The sequence below is a fragment of the Micromonospora sp. NBC_01655 genome (assembly GCF_026339755.1).
Lineage (GTDB): Bacteria > Actinomycetota > Actinomycetes > Mycobacteriales > Micromonosporaceae > Micromonospora.
The window spans coordinates 2,527,966-2,541,860 of record NZ_JAPEQF010000001.1 but is presented as its reverse complement, the minus strand read 5'-3'; the positions used below and the strand labels follow the sequence as shown (position 1 = coordinate 2,541,860).

At 76.1% G+C, this 13,895-nt stretch carries 17 protein-coding genes; 3 read left to right on the top strand and 14 right to left on the bottom strand.

Annotated elements, in window-relative coordinates:
* Window positions 1–15 precede the first annotated feature (15 nt).
* Both OOK41_RS12090 and OOK41_RS12085 read right to left on the bottom strand, forming a co-directional pair.
* Window positions 16–147 carry a hypothetical protein gene (locus OOK41_RS12090; protein WP_266264647.1) on the bottom strand — a complete coding sequence of 44 codons (132 nt, stop codon included), beginning with the start codon at window positions 145–147 and terminating at the stop codon, window positions 16–18.
* A gap of 137 nt (window positions 148–284) precedes the next feature.
* The gene (locus OOK41_RS12085; protein ID WP_117668850.1) at window positions 285–1,742 is read right to left on the bottom strand and encodes a PLP-dependent aminotransferase family protein; all 1,458 of its coding nucleotides are present in this window, start codon (window positions 1,740–1,742) and stop codon (window positions 285–287) included.
* 59 nt (window positions 1,743–1,801) lie between these two features.
* Here OOK41_RS12085 and OOK41_RS12080 point away from each other — a divergent pair, with 59 nt between their 5' ends.
* Window positions 1,802–2,536: a YitT family protein gene (locus OOK41_RS12080; RefSeq protein ID WP_266264646.1), complete on the top strand. Its 735-nt coding sequence runs from the start codon at window positions 1,802–1,804 to the stop codon at window positions 2,534–2,536.
* A gap of 68 nt (window positions 2,537–2,604) precedes the next feature.
* Window positions 2,605–3,066: a hypothetical protein gene (locus OOK41_RS12075; RefSeq protein WP_266264644.1), complete on the top strand. Its 462-nt coding sequence runs from the start codon at window positions 2,605–2,607 to the stop codon at window positions 3,064–3,066.
* A 34-nt stretch (window positions 3,067–3,100) separates the two neighbouring features.
* Here the strand turns inward: OOK41_RS12075 and hisF are convergent, their stop codons facing one another.
* The 10 genes from hisF to hisD form a co-directional block, all read right to left on the bottom strand.
* Window positions 3,101–3,868, bottom strand: a complete 768-nt coding sequence (gene hisF / locus OOK41_RS12070) for an imidazole glycerol phosphate synthase subunit HisF (protein WP_266264642.1) — start codon at window positions 3,866–3,868, stop codon at window positions 3,101–3,103.
* Between the two features lie 90 nt (window positions 3,869–3,958).
* Window positions 3,959–4,957: an NADP-dependent oxidoreductase gene (locus OOK41_RS12065; RefSeq protein WP_266264640.1), complete on the bottom strand. Its 999-nt coding sequence runs from the start codon at window positions 4,955–4,957 to the stop codon at window positions 3,959–3,961.
* Window positions 4,941–5,372 carry a RidA family protein gene (locus tag OOK41_RS12060; RefSeq protein WP_117668854.1) on the bottom strand — a complete coding sequence of 144 codons (432 nt, stop codon included), beginning with the start codon at window positions 5,370–5,372 and terminating at the stop codon, window positions 4,941–4,943. The genes OOK41_RS12065 and OOK41_RS12060 overlap by 17 nt, the downstream gene beginning before the upstream one ends.
* Window positions 5,369–6,094: a bifunctional 1-(5-phosphoribosyl)-5-((5-phosphoribosylamino)methylideneamino)imidazole-4-carboxamide isomerase/phosphoribosylanthranilate isomerase PriA gene (priA, locus tag OOK41_RS12055; RefSeq protein ID WP_266264639.1), complete on the bottom strand. Its 726-nt coding sequence runs from the start codon at window positions 6,092–6,094 to the stop codon at window positions 5,369–5,371. Before priA ends, OOK41_RS12060 begins: the two co-directional genes overlap by 4 nt.
* Window positions 6,095–6,126: 32 nt before the next feature.
* The gene (locus OOK41_RS12050) at window positions 6,127–6,450 is read right to left on the bottom strand and encodes a hypothetical protein (protein ID WP_117668856.1); all 324 of its coding nucleotides are present in this window, start codon (window positions 6,448–6,450) and stop codon (window positions 6,127–6,129) included.
* Between the two features lie 75 nt (window positions 6,451–6,525).
* Window positions 6,526–7,161: an imidazole glycerol phosphate synthase subunit HisH gene (hisH, locus tag OOK41_RS12045; protein WP_266264637.1), complete on the bottom strand. Its 636-nt coding sequence runs from the start codon at window positions 7,159–7,161 to the stop codon at window positions 6,526–6,528.
* Entirely contained in the window at window positions 7,161–7,331 is a 171-nt protein-coding gene (locus tag OOK41_RS12040) for a hypothetical protein (RefSeq protein WP_165878132.1), read from the bottom strand. The genes hisH and OOK41_RS12040 overlap by 1 nt, the downstream gene beginning before the upstream one ends.
* Window positions 7,332–7,359: 28 nt before the next feature.
* On the bottom strand, window positions 7,360–7,971 hold the full coding sequence (hisB, locus tag OOK41_RS12035) for an imidazoleglycerol-phosphate dehydratase HisB (RefSeq protein ID WP_266264635.1): 612 nt from the start codon (window positions 7,969–7,971) through the stop codon (window positions 7,360–7,362).
* 37 nt (window positions 7,972–8,008) lie between these two features.
* On the bottom strand, window positions 8,009–9,082 hold the full coding sequence (locus tag OOK41_RS12030; RefSeq protein ID WP_266264633.1) for a histidinol-phosphate transaminase: 1,074 nt from the start codon (window positions 9,080–9,082) through the stop codon (window positions 8,009–8,011).
* A 67-nt stretch (window positions 9,083–9,149) separates the two neighbouring features.
* Window positions 9,150–10,472 (bottom strand): histidinol dehydrogenase, encoded by a 1,323-nt coding sequence (gene hisD / locus OOK41_RS12025; RefSeq protein ID WP_266264631.1) that lies wholly within the window; start codon window positions 10,470–10,472, stop codon window positions 9,150–9,152.
* Between the two features lie 106 nt (window positions 10,473–10,578).
* Between hisD and OOK41_RS12020 the strand changes: the two genes are divergently transcribed.
* On the top strand, window positions 10,579–11,280 hold the full coding sequence (locus tag OOK41_RS12020) for an LON peptidase substrate-binding domain-containing protein (protein WP_266264630.1): 702 nt from the start codon (window positions 10,579–10,581) through the stop codon (window positions 11,278–11,280).
* Here OOK41_RS12020 and OOK41_RS12015 read toward each other — a convergent pair.
* Together OOK41_RS12015 and OOK41_RS12010 are read right to left on the bottom strand one after the other, a co-directional pair.
* Window positions 11,195–12,118, bottom strand: coding sequence for a DUF2567 domain-containing protein (locus OOK41_RS12015; protein ID WP_266267790.1), 924 nt, complete (start codon window positions 12,116–12,118; stop codon window positions 11,195–11,197). The genes OOK41_RS12020 and OOK41_RS12015 overlap by 86 nt on opposite strands.
* 89 nt (window positions 12,119–12,207) lie before the next feature.
* A complete protein-coding gene (locus OOK41_RS12010; protein ID WP_266264627.1) occupies window positions 12,208–13,887 on the bottom strand; it encodes an AAA family ATPase in 1,680 nt (559 codons plus the stop codon).
* Window positions 13,888–13,895: the final 8 nt, after the last annotated feature.

The following is a 13,895-nucleotide window of genomic DNA, read 5'->3' as shown; positions in this document are numbered from 1 at the left end:
ACGGCCGCCGGCGTCTCACCGGTGCTCGCCCCGCCACCGGCTCTCCTCGATCTCGGCCGCCCGCTGTTCCTCCATCGCCAGCCGGCGGATCCGGCGGCGCCGGGCTCGCTGTCGGCCCCGGCCCGGTCCCGCCCCTGATCGCCCCACGTCGGCTCCGGGGCAGCGGCTCGTCCCGCGCGGGCAGGACCCGGCGGCGGCCGGGGCGACCCGGCCGGCCACCGAACGCCCGCGGGCCGGGGCTGTCGTCCTGTCCGCCGAGGAGCCACGGCAGGGCGGGGCGGGGCTCAGGCGATGACCGCCGGCTCCCGCCACTGCGACCGGCCGGCGCGGTCCAGGTCGTACCGGACCGCGGCGAGCCGTCCCACGGCCTCGACAAGGTCCGCGGCGGGCAGGGTGAACGGCAGCCGCAGGAACCGCTCCAGCGTCCCGTCCAGGCCGAACCGGGGGCCGGGAGCCAGCCGTACGCCGACCTCCTCGGCGGCCCGGGCGAGCGCGCTGGAGATCGGCCCGTCCAGCTCGGCCCAGAGCGTCACCCCGCCGCGCGGAACGGTGACCCGCCAGTCGGGCAGCCGCTGGGCGAGCGCGCCGGTCAGCGCGTCGCGCTGGGCGGCGAGCTGCGCCCGGCGGGTGGCCACGATGGCCGGCGCGTCGGCCAGCAGGTGGACCGCGACCAGCTGGTCCAGCACCGGGCTGGCCATGTCCATCCCGACCCGGACGGCGGCCAGCCGCTGCACCTGGGGGGCGGAGGCGCGGACCCAGCCGATGCGCAGGCCGCCCCAGTACGGCTTGCTCATCCCGCCGATGGAGATCACCCGGGAGTGCCGGTCGAAGGTGGCGACCGGCGGCGGCAGCGGGGTGCCGTCCAGCGGCAGGTCCACGAACGACTCGTCGATGACCAGGTCGGTGCCGGCGGCGTGGGCCGCGCCGACCACCCGCTCGCGCAGCTCGGCGGGCATCAGGTGCCCGGTCGGGTTCTGGAACTCCGGGATCAGGTACGCCAGCTTCGGCCGCCCCTGGCGCAGGCTGCCCAGCAGCAGTTCGGCGTCCCACCCGGCGCCGTCAATGGCCAGCCCGTGGGTGGTGATCCGGGCCCGCCGGGCGGCCAGCGCGGCGAGCGCGTTCGGGTAGGTCGGCGACTCGACCAGCACGCTGCCGCCGGGGGCCAGGGTCAGCCGGAGCACCAGGTCCAGCGCGTGCTGGGTGCCGCTGGTGACCATGATCTGGTCGGCCGAGGTGGGCAGGCCCCGGTCGGTGTACCCGGCGGCGACGGCCTCGCGCAGCTCGATGATCCCGGTCGGGTGGTAGCCGGCCCCGCCCAGGTAACGGGGCAGGTCCTCGGCGGCGGCGCGGGCGGCGGGCACCAGTTCCGCCGGGGCGGCCAGCGCGGCCACCCCGAGGTCGATCATGTCCCGGTCGTCCTGCGGGGTCCACAGCCCGGTGCTGGCGACCCGGTGGGTGCCCGGGAGCATGGTCCAGCTCCCCGCGCCCCGCCGGCTGGCCAGGTGGCCGGTCTCCCGCAGCAGCCGGTACGCGGCGGTGACCGTGGTCCGGCTGATCCGCAGCGCCTCGGCCAGTTCCCGCTCGGCGGGCAGGCGCACCCCCAGGGGCAGGCGGCCGTCGGCGAGCAGCCCCCGGACGGCGGCGGCGAGCGCCGCGTAGTCCGGGCTGCGGCGGCGACCCGGCAGGGCGTGCCACTGCCCGAGCAGCCGGGCCAATTGGGCACCCCGCACCTGACTCGTCATGGCCACCCTCCCGATATTGGCTCCTCATGTGGCGCCAATTGGACCCTAGGGTGGCATGCATGGCACCGATTGGCAATCTCCGGCAGCGGCCGGTCCGACGACTGACCCAGCTCTACGCGGGCCTGGTCCTCTACGGCGTCAGCATGGCGTTGATGATCCGCTCCGGGCTCGGCCTCGACCCGTGGGACGTGTTCCACCAGGGGATCGCCCGGCGCACCGGGCTGTCGTTCGGCACCGTCACCATCGCGGTCGGCGCGCTGGTGCTGCTGCTGTGGATCCCGCTGCGGCAGCGTCCCGGTCTGGGCACGGTGAGCAACGTGGTGGTGATCGGGCTGGTGGTGGACGCCACCCTGGCCGTGCTGCCCGACGGCGGCCCGCTCGCGGCGCGGGCGGCCCTGCTGGTCGCCGGCATCGTCAGCAACGGCGCCGCCACCGCCCTCTACCTCGGCGCGCGGCTCGGCCCGGGCCCCCGCGACGGCCTGATGACCGGGTACGTGGCCCGCCGGCCCGGACGGTCCGTCCGGCTGGTGCGCACCGTCATCGAGGTCACCGTGCTGGCCCTGGGCTGGCTGCTCGGCGGCACCGTCGGCGTCGGCACGGTCGCCTACGCGCTCACCATCGGGCCGCTGGCCCAGTTCTTCCTGCCCCTCTTCACGGTGGACCTGCCACCCGGGAAGCCCGCCGCGCCGGATCCGGCCGCCCCGGAGGCGGGCGATCGGATCGCGGCCGGCCCGGAGGCGGGCGGCCATAATGCGGTCGAAGCACCGGCGGTGGACTGCACTCAGCCGCGCTGAGCTGCGGTGATGCCACGCCGGGAAAAGTGGGTGTTTCCTTGTTCGGCGCCGCACGGCATCATTCCTGCATGGGGGAGAACGGATGGCGCTGGGCCGACGCCTGGATCTTCGTCTCACTGGTGATCGCGAACGGCGCGGGACGGCACCGCCGGGCGGCGTCCACCCGGCGGCCGGAGGGCGTCCGGCTCACTGACGTGCTCTCCACAGCCGACCACCTGAACCACGCCATCCCCGAACGGCACGAGGTGGAGACGGCGGTCCGGCGGCTCCTCGGCGCCGGCCTGGTCAGCGTCTCGGACGGCTGGTTCCGGCTCACCGCCGACGGGGAGCGGCTGTGGCGCACCCGGCCGAGCGCCGGCCTGGCCACCGCCGTGGACACCGTGCAGGGCGTGCTGAGCCGGCGGCACATTCCCGGCAGCGCCGACTGGACGCTGGAGGAGGAGGAGCACGCCGCCGCCGTGCAGGAGTACGCGGTCCGCTCGATCCCGGCCCCGCGCCGCTCACCGGAGGGCCACTCCGGTCGGGGCTGACCCCGGGACCGGGCCCGGCGCAGGCCCGGGGGGGTCAGCGGACGGGGTGACCCGAGCCGCGCAGCACGTCCTTGACCTCGCCGACGCTCAGCTCGCCGAAGTGGAAGACGCTGGCCGCGAGCACCGCGTCCGCCCCGGCGGCGATCGCCGGCGGGAAGTGGCCGACCTCGCCCGCTCCGCCGCTGGCCACCACGGGCACGTCGACGACCCGGCGGACCTCGCCGATCAGCTCCAGGTCGAAGCCGGCCTTCGTGCCGTCGGCGTCCATCGAGTTGAGCAGGATCTCCCCCGCGCCCAGCTCGGCGCTGCGGCGCGCCCACTGGACGGCGTCGATCCCGGTGCCCCGGCGACCGCCGTGAGTGGTCACCTCGAAGCCGCTCGGGGTGGCGCCGGCCGGCGCCCGCCGCACGTCGAGGGAGAGCACCAGCACCTGCCGGCCGAACCGGTCGGCGATCTCCGCGATCAGCTCCGGGCGGGCGATCGCGGCGGTGTTCACCCCGACCTTGTCGGCGCCGGCGCGCAGCAGGGTGTCGACGTCGGCGACCTGCCGGACGCCGCCGCCCACGGTGAGCGGGATGAAGACCGACTCGGCGGTGCGCCGCACCACGTCGAGCATGGTGCCCCGCTCGCTGGAGGAGGCGGTCACGTCCAGGAAGGTCAGCTCGTCCGCGCCCGCCCGGTCGTACGCCGCCGCCAGCGCCACCGGGTCGCCGGCGTCACGCAGGTCGAGGAAGTTGACCCCCTTGACCACCCGCCCGGCATCCACGTCCAGACACGGGATGACCCGTACCGCCACCGTCATGCCGGAAAGCCTATCCCCTCCCACCCGAACCCCCCGTGACCGCCCGCGCACCGCCTCCGGTGCGCGAGGCTAGGCGGTGGGGACGGCGGTCTACAGTCGGACGAGCATCTTGCCGAGGTTCTCGCCGCGCAGCAGGCCGAGGAACGCCTCCGGGGCGCGGGCGATGCCGTCGACGACCGTCTCGTCGTACGAGAGCATCCCCTCGCGCAGCCAGCCGGCGACCTCCTGGACGAACTGGCCGCGCAGGTGGCCGTGGTCGCCGACCAGGAAGCCGCGCAGGGTGAGCCGCTTGCCGATGACCAGCGCCAGGTTGCGCGGGGCGGCCGGCGGCTCGGTGTCGTTGTACTGGGCGATCATCCCGCAGATCGCGGCCCGGCCGTGCAGCCGCATCGCGCCGATGGCCGCCTCCAGGTGGTCACCGCCGACGTTGTCGAAGTAGACGTCGATCCCGTCCGGCGCGGCGGCCCTGAGCGAGTCGCGCACCGGGCCGTCGTGGTAGTCGAACGCCGCGTCGAAGCCCAGCCCCGCCAGCCGCTCGACCTTGGCCGCCGAACCGGCGCTGCCGACCACCCGGCCGGCGCCCCTGAGCTTGGCGATCTGGCCGACCATGCTGCCCACCGCGCCGGCCGCACCGGAGACGAAGACGGTCTCGCCCGGCCTCATCGCGGCCACGTCGAGCAGCCCCGCGTACGCGGTCAGCCCGGTCATGCCGAGCACGCCCAGGTACGCGCTCACCGGGGCCAGGTCGGGGTCGATCCTGCGGGCGCCCCGGGCGTCGACCAGGGCGTACTCCCGCCAGCCGAGGCCGTGCAGGACCGTGTCGCCCGGGGCGATCCCGTCGGCCTCGCCGGCCACCACCTCGCCGAGCGCCCCACCGTCGAGCGGGGCGTCGAGGGCGAACGGCGGCACGTACGACCTGACGTCGTCCATCCGCCCCCGCATGTACGGGTCGACGGACATGAACTGGTTGCGCACCACCAGCTGGCCGGGGCCCGGAGTGGGCACCTCGGTCTCCACGAGGCGGAAGTTGTCGGCGGTCGGCCAGCCCTGCGGACGGGAGGCCAGGTGGATCTCACGGTTGACCGTCACGGGTGTCGTCCTCTCGGTCGCTGGTCGGGGCCGCGCCGAGGTACGCCTCCAGCTCCACCTCGACCAGGTGGTCCGGGTCCAGCAGGGCGGCCACCACGACCAGGGTCGCCACCGGACGGACCGCGCCGAACACGGCGTTGTGGGCCCGGCCCACCTCGTCGGCGTACGCGCGGTCGGTCACGTACATCCGGGTGCGCACCACGTCCCCGGGCTCCGCGCCCACCTCGGCCAGCGCGGCCAGGCCGATTCGCAGCGCCTGGGCGGTCTGCGCGGCGGCGTCGCCGCAGTGCACGACCCGCCCGTCGACCGTGGCGGTGCAGCCGGCCGTGACGGCCCGGTCGCCGGCCCGGACCACCCGGGAGTAGCCGTAGAGCTGCTCCCAGGGGCCGCCCGAGCCGAGCCGGGTGACGGTCACGCGGCGGCCAGCACGTCGAGGGCCTGCCGCACGGTGAACGCGCCCGCGTACAGCGCCTTGCCGGCGATCACGCCCTCCACGCCCACCGGCTCCAGGGTGGCCAGGGCCCGCAGGTCGTCCAGCGTCGAGACGCCGCCGGAGGCGATCACCGGGGCGGCGGTGCGGGAACACACCTCGCGCAGCAGGTCCAGGTTCGGTCCGCGCATGGTGCCGTCCTTGGTGATGTCGGTCACCACGTACCGGGCGGCGCCGGCCTTGTCCAGCCGCTCCAGCACCTCGTACAGGTCCCCGCCGTCGCGGGTCCAGCCGCGCGCCGACAGGGTACGGCCCCGCACGTCCAGCCCGATGGCGACCCGGTCGCCGTACTCGCCGCAGACCCGGTCGCACCACTGCGGGTCCTCCAGCGCGGCCGTGCCGATGTTGACCCGGGCCGCGCCGGTGCCCAGGGCGGCCCGCAGCGACTCGTCGTCCCGGATGCCGCCCGACAGCTCCACCTTGACGTCGAGCCGGCGGACCACCTCGGCCAGCAGGGCGGCGTTGGAGCCCCGGCCGAACGCGGCGTCCAGGTCCACCAGGTGGACCCACTCCGCGCCGTCGCGCTGCCAGGCCAGCGCCGCCTCCAACGGGTCGCCGTAGGTGGTCTCGCTACCGGCGGCGCCCTGCACGAGCCGGACGGCCTGGCCGTCGGCGACGTCCACGGCGGGCAACAGGGTGAGGCTCAACGTTCTTCTCCTCGATTCGGGAACACGGTGGATCAGGACCGGCGGTCCAGGGCGATCACCACGACCGCCGGAAGGACCAGCAGCAACAACACGACCAGCACCACCCGCAGCGCCAGGTCGTCGACGAAACTCCAGATGCCGAGCACCGCCACCCCGGTCAGCCCCACGATCGCGGCCCGCTCGCCCCGGGTGTGCCGGGCCAGCCGGCCCGAACGGCGACGCGGCCAGCGCGGCATCAGCCCGCGTACCACCGCGCGGCGGCGCTCCCGGCGGGCCACCCGGCGGCGGCGGACGGCCCGCTCCCGCTCAAGCTGGGCCTCGCGGGCCTCCCGCCGACGGGCCCGCTCCTTGCTCATCGGGCGCCCCGGCCCGGCGCCGCCGGGCCGGCGGGCGGGCGGCCGGCCGCGGCGTGGCCCGGCCGGGTGCCCCGCTCAGCCACCGACGGTCACGGTGGCCAGCCAGTTGCGCAGCAGCGCCGCGCCGGTGTCGGCCGACTTCTCCGGATGGAACTGGGCGGCCGACAGCACGCCGCGCTCCACCGCGGCCACGAAGTCCGTCTCGTGGTACGCGGTGGTCACCGTCGCCCCGGCCGCGGCCAGCGCCGCCGGGTCGGTCACCCCGTAGGAGTGGACGAAGTAGAAGCGGCTGTCCGACGGCAGGCCGGCGAACAGCGTCGACGACGCCGGGGCGTGCACCGTGTTCCAGCCCATGTGCGGCAGCCGGGCGGCGGTCAGCCTGGTCACCCCGCCGGGCAGCAGCCCGAGCCCCTTGGTGACCACCCCGTGCTCGTCCCCGTGCTCGAAGAGCACCTGCATGCCGACGCAGATGCCCAGCACCGGGCGGCCGGCGGCGACCCGTTCGGCGATCACCGGGCCGGCGCCGATCGCCTCGATCCCGGCCATGCAGGCGGCGAACGCGCCGACGCCCGGGACGACCAGGCCCTCGGCCTCGGCGACGGCGGTCAGGTCGTCGGTCACCGTGACGTCCGCGCCGGCCCGTTCCAGGGCCCGCTCCGCCGAGCGCAGGTTGCCCGAGCCGTAGTCGAGCACCACGATCCGCTTCGTCATCAGCCCTCCCCGGGCAGCAGCCAGAGCACCCCGCCGATGGTGGCCAGCACCGCGAGCAGCGCGGTGATCACCACCGCGCCGCGGGGCGCGCCCTGGCGGTACAGCGACCAGACCCCGCCGACCAGTACCCCGGCGAGGATCAGCAGCAGCGTCGGCAGCACCGACCCCATCAGGATCGTCCCTTCCGCGCGCCCGGCCTCACAGCGCGCCCTTCGTGCTGGGAATCGCGCCGGCCGCGCGCGGATCGATGGCGGTGGCCTCGCGCAGCGCGCGGGAGACCGCCTTGAACTGGGCCTCCACCACGTGGTGGGCGTCCGGGTGGCCGCCGGGGCGGGCCGCCCGCAGCACGTCCACGTGCAGGGTGATCCGGGCCGCCTGGCCGAAGGACTCCCAGATGTGCCGGGTCATGCTGGTCGGGTAGACCGGGCCGATGTACGGCGCGAGCGGCGGCTCGTCGTGCACCACGTACGGGCGGCCGGACAGGTCGACGGCGGCCCGGACCAGGACCTCGTCCATCGGGACGGTGGCCGAGCCGTACCGTCGGATGCCCGCCTTGTCCCCCAGCGCCTCGTCGAACGCGGTGCCCAGGGCCAGCGCGGTGTCCTCCATCGTGTGGTGGGCGTCGATCTCCAGGTCGCCGACGGTGCGCACGGTCAGGTCGAAGCCGCCGTGCCGGGCGATCTGGTGCAGCATGTGGTCGTAGAAGCCGATCCCGGTGCCGATCTCGGCCGCTCCGGTGCCGTCGAGGTCGATCTCGACGAGCACCTTGGTCTCCTTGGTGATCCGCTCCACCCGGGCGGTCCGGCTCATTGCTCGCCTTTCGGTCGCGACTGCGGGGCTCGCACACTCACAGCACTCTCTCCGCTGCGGTGAGGAAGGCATCGGTCTCGGCGGGGGTGCCGGCGGTGACCCGCAGCCAGCCGGGCAGCCCGACGTCGCGGACCAGCACACCGGCGTCGAGCAGGGCACGCCAGGCCGCCGCCTGGTCGCCGCCGACCTCGAACAGCACGAAGTTGGCGTCGCTGTCGGCCACCCGGTGGCCCCGGGCGCGCAGCTCGGCGACGATCCGGTCCCGCTGTTCCTTGATCGCTGCCACCGTGCCGAGCAGGGCGTCGCGGTGCGCCAGCGCCGCGCGGGCGGCGGCCTGGGTGAGCGCGGAGAGGTGGTACGGCAGCCGCACGAGCTGCACCGCCGCCACCACGGCCGGGTCGGCGGCCAGGTAGCCGAGCCGGCCGCCGGCGAAGCCGAACGCCTTGCTCATCGTCCGGCTCACCACCAGCCTCGGGTGGCCGGGCAGCACCGCGAGGGCGCTGACCGCGCCGGGGCGGGCGAACTCGGCGTACGCCTCGTCGACCACCACCATGCCGGGGGCCTCCGCCAGCACCGCGGCGACCACCGCCGGGTCCAGCGCGGTTCCGGTGGGGTTGTTCGGCGAGCAGAGGAAGACCAGGTCGGGCCGGTGCTCGCGGACCTGGGCCACCGCCTCGTCGGCGGTCAGCCCGAAGTCCGCCCCGCGCCGGCCCGGCACCCAGCGGGTGCCGGTGCCCAGGGCCAGCAGCGGATGCATCGAGTACGCCGGGGTGAAGCCGAGCGCGCTGCGCCCCGGGCCGGCGAACGCCTGGAGGAGCTGCTGCTGGATCTCGTTGGAGCCGTTGGCCGCCCACACCTGCTCGACGGTGAGCCCGTGGCCCAGGTAGGCCGCCAGGTCAGCGCGCAGCGCCACGGCGTCCCGGTCCGGGTACCGGTTGAGGTCGCGCAGCTCCGCCGCGAGGGCCTTGCCGATCGCGTCGACCACCGGCTCGGGCACCGGGTAGGAGTTCTCGTTGGTGTTCAGCCGCACCGGCACGTCAAGCTGCGGCGCCCCGTACGGCGACAGCCCGCGCAGGTCGTCGCGGATCGGCAGGTCGTCGAGCCTGGTCATGCCGCCACCCCGCTCCGTTCGGTGACGGCCTGCGGCCGGTGCGGGCTGAGCCTGATGGTTCGCTCGCTCACGGGGCGTCCTCCGGGAAGCGCGCGCTGACCGCCTGGCCGTGGGCCGGCAGGTCCTCCACCCCGGCGAGGGTGACCACGTGCGGGGCCACCTCGCGCAGCGCCTCGCGCGTGTACTCCACCAGGTGGACGCCGCGCAGGAAGGACTGCACCGACAGGCCCGAGGAGTGCCGGGCGCAGCCGCCGGTGGGCAGCACGTGGTTGGAGCCCGCGCAGTAGTCGCCCAGCGACACCGGCGACCACGGGCCGACGAAGATCGCCCCGGCGTTGCGCACCCGCAGCGCCCACTCGCGGGCGTTCTCGGTCTGGATCTCCAGGTGCTCGGCGGCGTACGCGTCGACCACCCGCAGGCCGGCCTCCAGGTCGTCGACGAGGACCACGCCGCTCTGCTCGCCGGTGAGCGCGGTGCTGACCCGCTCGGCGTGCTTGGTCGCGGGCACCTGGCGGGCCAGTTCCCGCTCGACCGCCTCGGCCAGCGCGGGCGAGGGGGTGACCAGCACGCTGGCCGCGAGGGGGTCGTGCTCGGCCTGGCTGACCAGGTCGGCGGCGATGTGCGCCGGGTCGGCCGTGTCGTCGGCGAGGATGGCGATCTCGGTGGGGCCGGCCTCGGCGTCGATGCCGACCACCCCGCGCAGCAGCCGCTTCGCGGCGGTCACCCAGATGTTGCCCGGGCCGGTGATCATGTCGACCGGGTCGCAGCGCTCCGCGCCGGTGGGGTCGACCGGCGAGCCGTACGCGAGCATGGCCACCGCCTGGGCGCCGCCGACGGCGTACACCTCGTCGACGCCGAGCAGCGCGCAGGCCGCGAGGACCCGGGCGTCGGGCAGGCCGCCGTTGGCCTGCTGGGGCGGGCTGGCCACCACCAGGGAGCGGACCCCGGCCGCCTGGGCGGGGACCACGTTCATCACCACGGTCGACGGGTACATCGCCAGGCCGCCGGGGACGTACAGGCCGACCCGGTCCACCGGCACCCAGCGCTCGGTGACCGTGCCGCCCGGCACCACCTGCGTGGTGTGGTCGGTGCGCCGCTGGTCGGCGTGCACCTTCCGGGCCCGGCTGATCGACTCCAGCAGCGCGGCGCGGACCGGCGGGTCGAGCGTCCCCTCGGCCTCGGCGATCGCCTGGGCGGGAACCCGCAGCCGCTCCGGCGAGACGCCGTCGAACCGCTCACTCGCCTCCCGGATCGCCGGGTACCCATGCTCCCGGACCGCCTCCACGAGCGGGCGGATCCGCTCGACGGCCACGGAGACGTCGAGTTGGGCACGGGGCAGCAGGCGGCGGGGGTCCCGGCCGCCGCCGCGCAGGTCGATCCGATTCAACACGCTTGCGAGTCTAGGCGGACGGCCCGGCCCGGACCCGCGCCGTCCGCACGGCGGGACGGTGAGCCGAGCCACGCCGACGCGGCGCGGGCGGGCTAGGCTCGACCACGTGACTGCACGGTTGCCGATCTTCCCCCTCGGGACGGTGCTCTTCCCCGGCCTGGTGCTGCCGCTGCACATCTTCGAGGAGCGCTACCGAGCCCTGGTGCGCCATCTGGTGAGCCTGCCCGAGGGCGCGCCCCGCGAGTTCGGGGTGGTGGCGATCCGGGCCGGCTGGGAGGTGGCCCCCGGGGCCACGGAGCGGCCCGTCCCCGGCGTCGGGGACGTCACGCTGCACGAGGTGGGCTGCACCGCCGAGCTGCGTCAGGTGACCGAGCTGACAGACGGCGGGTTCGACATCGTCACGGTGGGGCGGCGGCGGTTCCGCGTCACCGACGTCGACGAGCGGGCCGAGCCGTACCTGACCGCCGAGGTGGAGTGGCTGCCGGAGCCGGGCGGCCCGGACGAGGCCGCCGACCTGCTGGCGGCCCGGGTCATCTCGGTGTTCCGGCAGTACCTCGGCCTGATCCGCCCCGACCCGGAGGAGATCTCCGAGCAGCTCCCGGAGGACCCCACCGTCCTGTCCCACCTGGTCGCCGCGACGGCCCTGCTGACCGTGGACGACCGGCAGCGGCTGCTCGCCATCGACGACACCGCCGCCCGGCTCCGCGCCGAGCTGCGGCTGCTCAACCGCGAGGCGGCTCTCCTGCGCCAGGTGCGGGCAGTTCCGGTGCCGCTGTCGGAGCTGGCGAGCCCGCCGGCCCCGAACTGACCCCCGGCGGGCCGGGGGTCGCGGGGGGCGGGCCGGCCGGGGGGCCGCCGGGCGGGGCGGCCAGCACCCAGGCCAGCTCGGGCGGCGGCTCCGGTCGCAGCGACGGCCAGCGGGACCAGCCGGCCAGCAGGGTGTACGCCACGGCCGCGGCGAACGCCGGCAGCAGCAGGTTGCCGTACGGCACCGGGAGCACGTCGAGGAACCAGTGCACGCCCCCGGCGCGCAGGTCGGCGGGCTTGGTGAACGCCTGCCCCGGCGGGGCGTCGGCCAGCAGCCGGTCGTACGTCGACAGGCCGATCCGGCGACCGACCTGCCAGGCCACCGGGGCCGCCGCGAGCCCGCCGAGCACGCCGGCGAGCAGCCCGGCGGGCCCCCGGTGGCGACGCAGCAGCATCCACAGGGCCAGCGCGGCGAGCACGCCGAAGCCGAGCCCGAGCATGCTGAACCAGCCGTCCGCGGCGATCGGCTGCTCCGGCTGCGGCTGGGCGTAGACGGCACCCTCGGCGGTCTTGACCACCGGGGTGTCGGGCGCGACAGCCGCCCACAGCAGCCCCAGCGGCACGCCCAGCGCGGCCAGCGCCGCCGCCGCGCCGAGCGCCACCGCGAGCGACCGGCCCGGCCGGTGCGCGGGCCGGTCGGCGGCGGGGGGCGGGACGTTCCCGGTGTCGGGCGTCGCCGGCCCGGGGGCCGGCCAGGCGAGCGGGTCCGCGCCGGGCGCGGCGGCCGGGGTGCCCGCCGGAACCGGCAGGCCGGCCGACCGCCCGGGGGCCTGCGGGCCCGCCGCCGGCCGGGGTTGCGCCCCTGACTCGGGCCCGCCGGGCGCGGCGGGTGGGGGCACGGGGCGGTCGGAATCGGAGGTGTCCGGGCTCACCGGTTGATCCTTCCAGACCTGGCCCGCGCCCGGGGCGGCGGTGCCGCCGGACGACCTCAGCGGGCGAAGGGTTCGAGCATGATCGACGCGGCGCGCAGCCAGGCCTGGCGGGTCTCCGGCTGGAGCTGCTGGTACTCGATCGAGGACCCGGTCTCCAGCGCCGGGTCGTACGGCACCACGGCCACGGCCCGGGTGCGGGTGGCGAAGTGCCGTTCCAGGTCGTCCTGGAGCGGGGAGCGGCCGGGCGTCGGGCAGGAGATCAGGGTGACCGCGTTGTCGGCCAGCTCGCCCATGCCGACCTCGTGCAGCAGGTCGAGCATCCAGTCCGCGCTGAACGCGGCGTCCTCCCGCGGCACGGTGGTCACCACGAGCTGGTCGGCCGCCTGCATCACCGACCGCCAGTTCGGGCTCTCCACGTTGTTGCCGGTGTCCACGCAGACCACGTCGTGGGTACGGCGCAGCAGCTCCAGCACCCGCTTGACGGTGAACTGGTCCAGCCGCTGGGCGAACCGGGGGCTCTCCTCCCCGGCCAGCACGTCGTACGAGCCGTCGGAGGCGTGCCGCAGGTAGTCGTCGAGCTGCCCCAGCAGGGCCCCGCCCTCCAGGATCTCGATCTGGGCGAGGTCGTGGATCAGGTGCCGGATGGTCCGGGCGTGCCGGGCACTGCCGGCGCGCAGCCCGAGGGTGCCGCGCAGCTCGTTGTCGTCCCAGGCGAGCACGCCCCGGCCCCGCACGCTGCCGACGGTGGCGGCGGCCAGCACCGTGGCCGTGGTCTTGTGCACCCCGCCCTTGGGGTTGGCGAAGGCGAGCACCCGGGGGGTGCCCAACTCGCGGCGGAGGACCCCGGCGGCCCGCTCCAGCTCGCTCTCCGGGCTCGGCGGTCGCCACTCGATCCGGGCCGGGTAGCCCCGGTCCACCACCGCCGGCGGCCCGGCCTGGTACGCCGGCTCGACCGGCGGCTGGTAGACCGGCTCGACCGGGTAGCCCGACTCGACCGCCGGCCGGTACGCCGGCTCGACCGGCTCCGCCGTTGGCTGGTAGGTCGGCTCGGGCCGGTAGCCGCCGCTGTCCAGCAGCGCGTACCGGGACTCGGCCGGCGGCGGCTCGGGCCGGTAGCCGTTGTCCAGCAACGCGTAGCGGGACTGGGCGGGCGGGGCGGGGTCGGCCCGGCGTACCGGCTCCGGCTCGGGGCGGCCCGGCTCGGCCCGCCACGCCGGTCCGGGCTGGTAGGACGGCTCGACCTGGTACGCCGGCTCGACCGGATAGGCCGCCTCGGCCCGGTACGTCGGTTCGGCCTGGTACGTCGGTTCGGCCTGGTACGTCGGTTCGGGCTGGTACGTCGGTTCGGCCCGGTAGGACGGTTCGGGCTGGTAGGACGGGTCAGGCTGGTAGGACGGGTCGATCCGATAGGCCGGGTCCACCCGGTAGCTCGCCCCGGCCCGGTAGCCCCCGGGGGGCGGCTCGGCCCGGTGGCCGGGCTCCGCGCCGTACGACGGCTCGGCGGACGGGCCGATCGCCGCCGCCCGCCCGGCGTAGCCGTTGCCCGACACGCGCCGGGGCAACGGCTCGGGGGCCGCCCGGGACGCCTCCTCGGCACGATGGTCGGCCTCGGCCTGCTCCGCGGTGCGACCGCCGTGGCGGGCCCGGTCGAGCAGCGCCCGCCACCGCGGTGCCGGCTCGGCCGGTCGACCCCAGCCGGTCTCCGTGCCGTCCAAGGCTCGCCCTCCCAGCGCCATCGATCTCC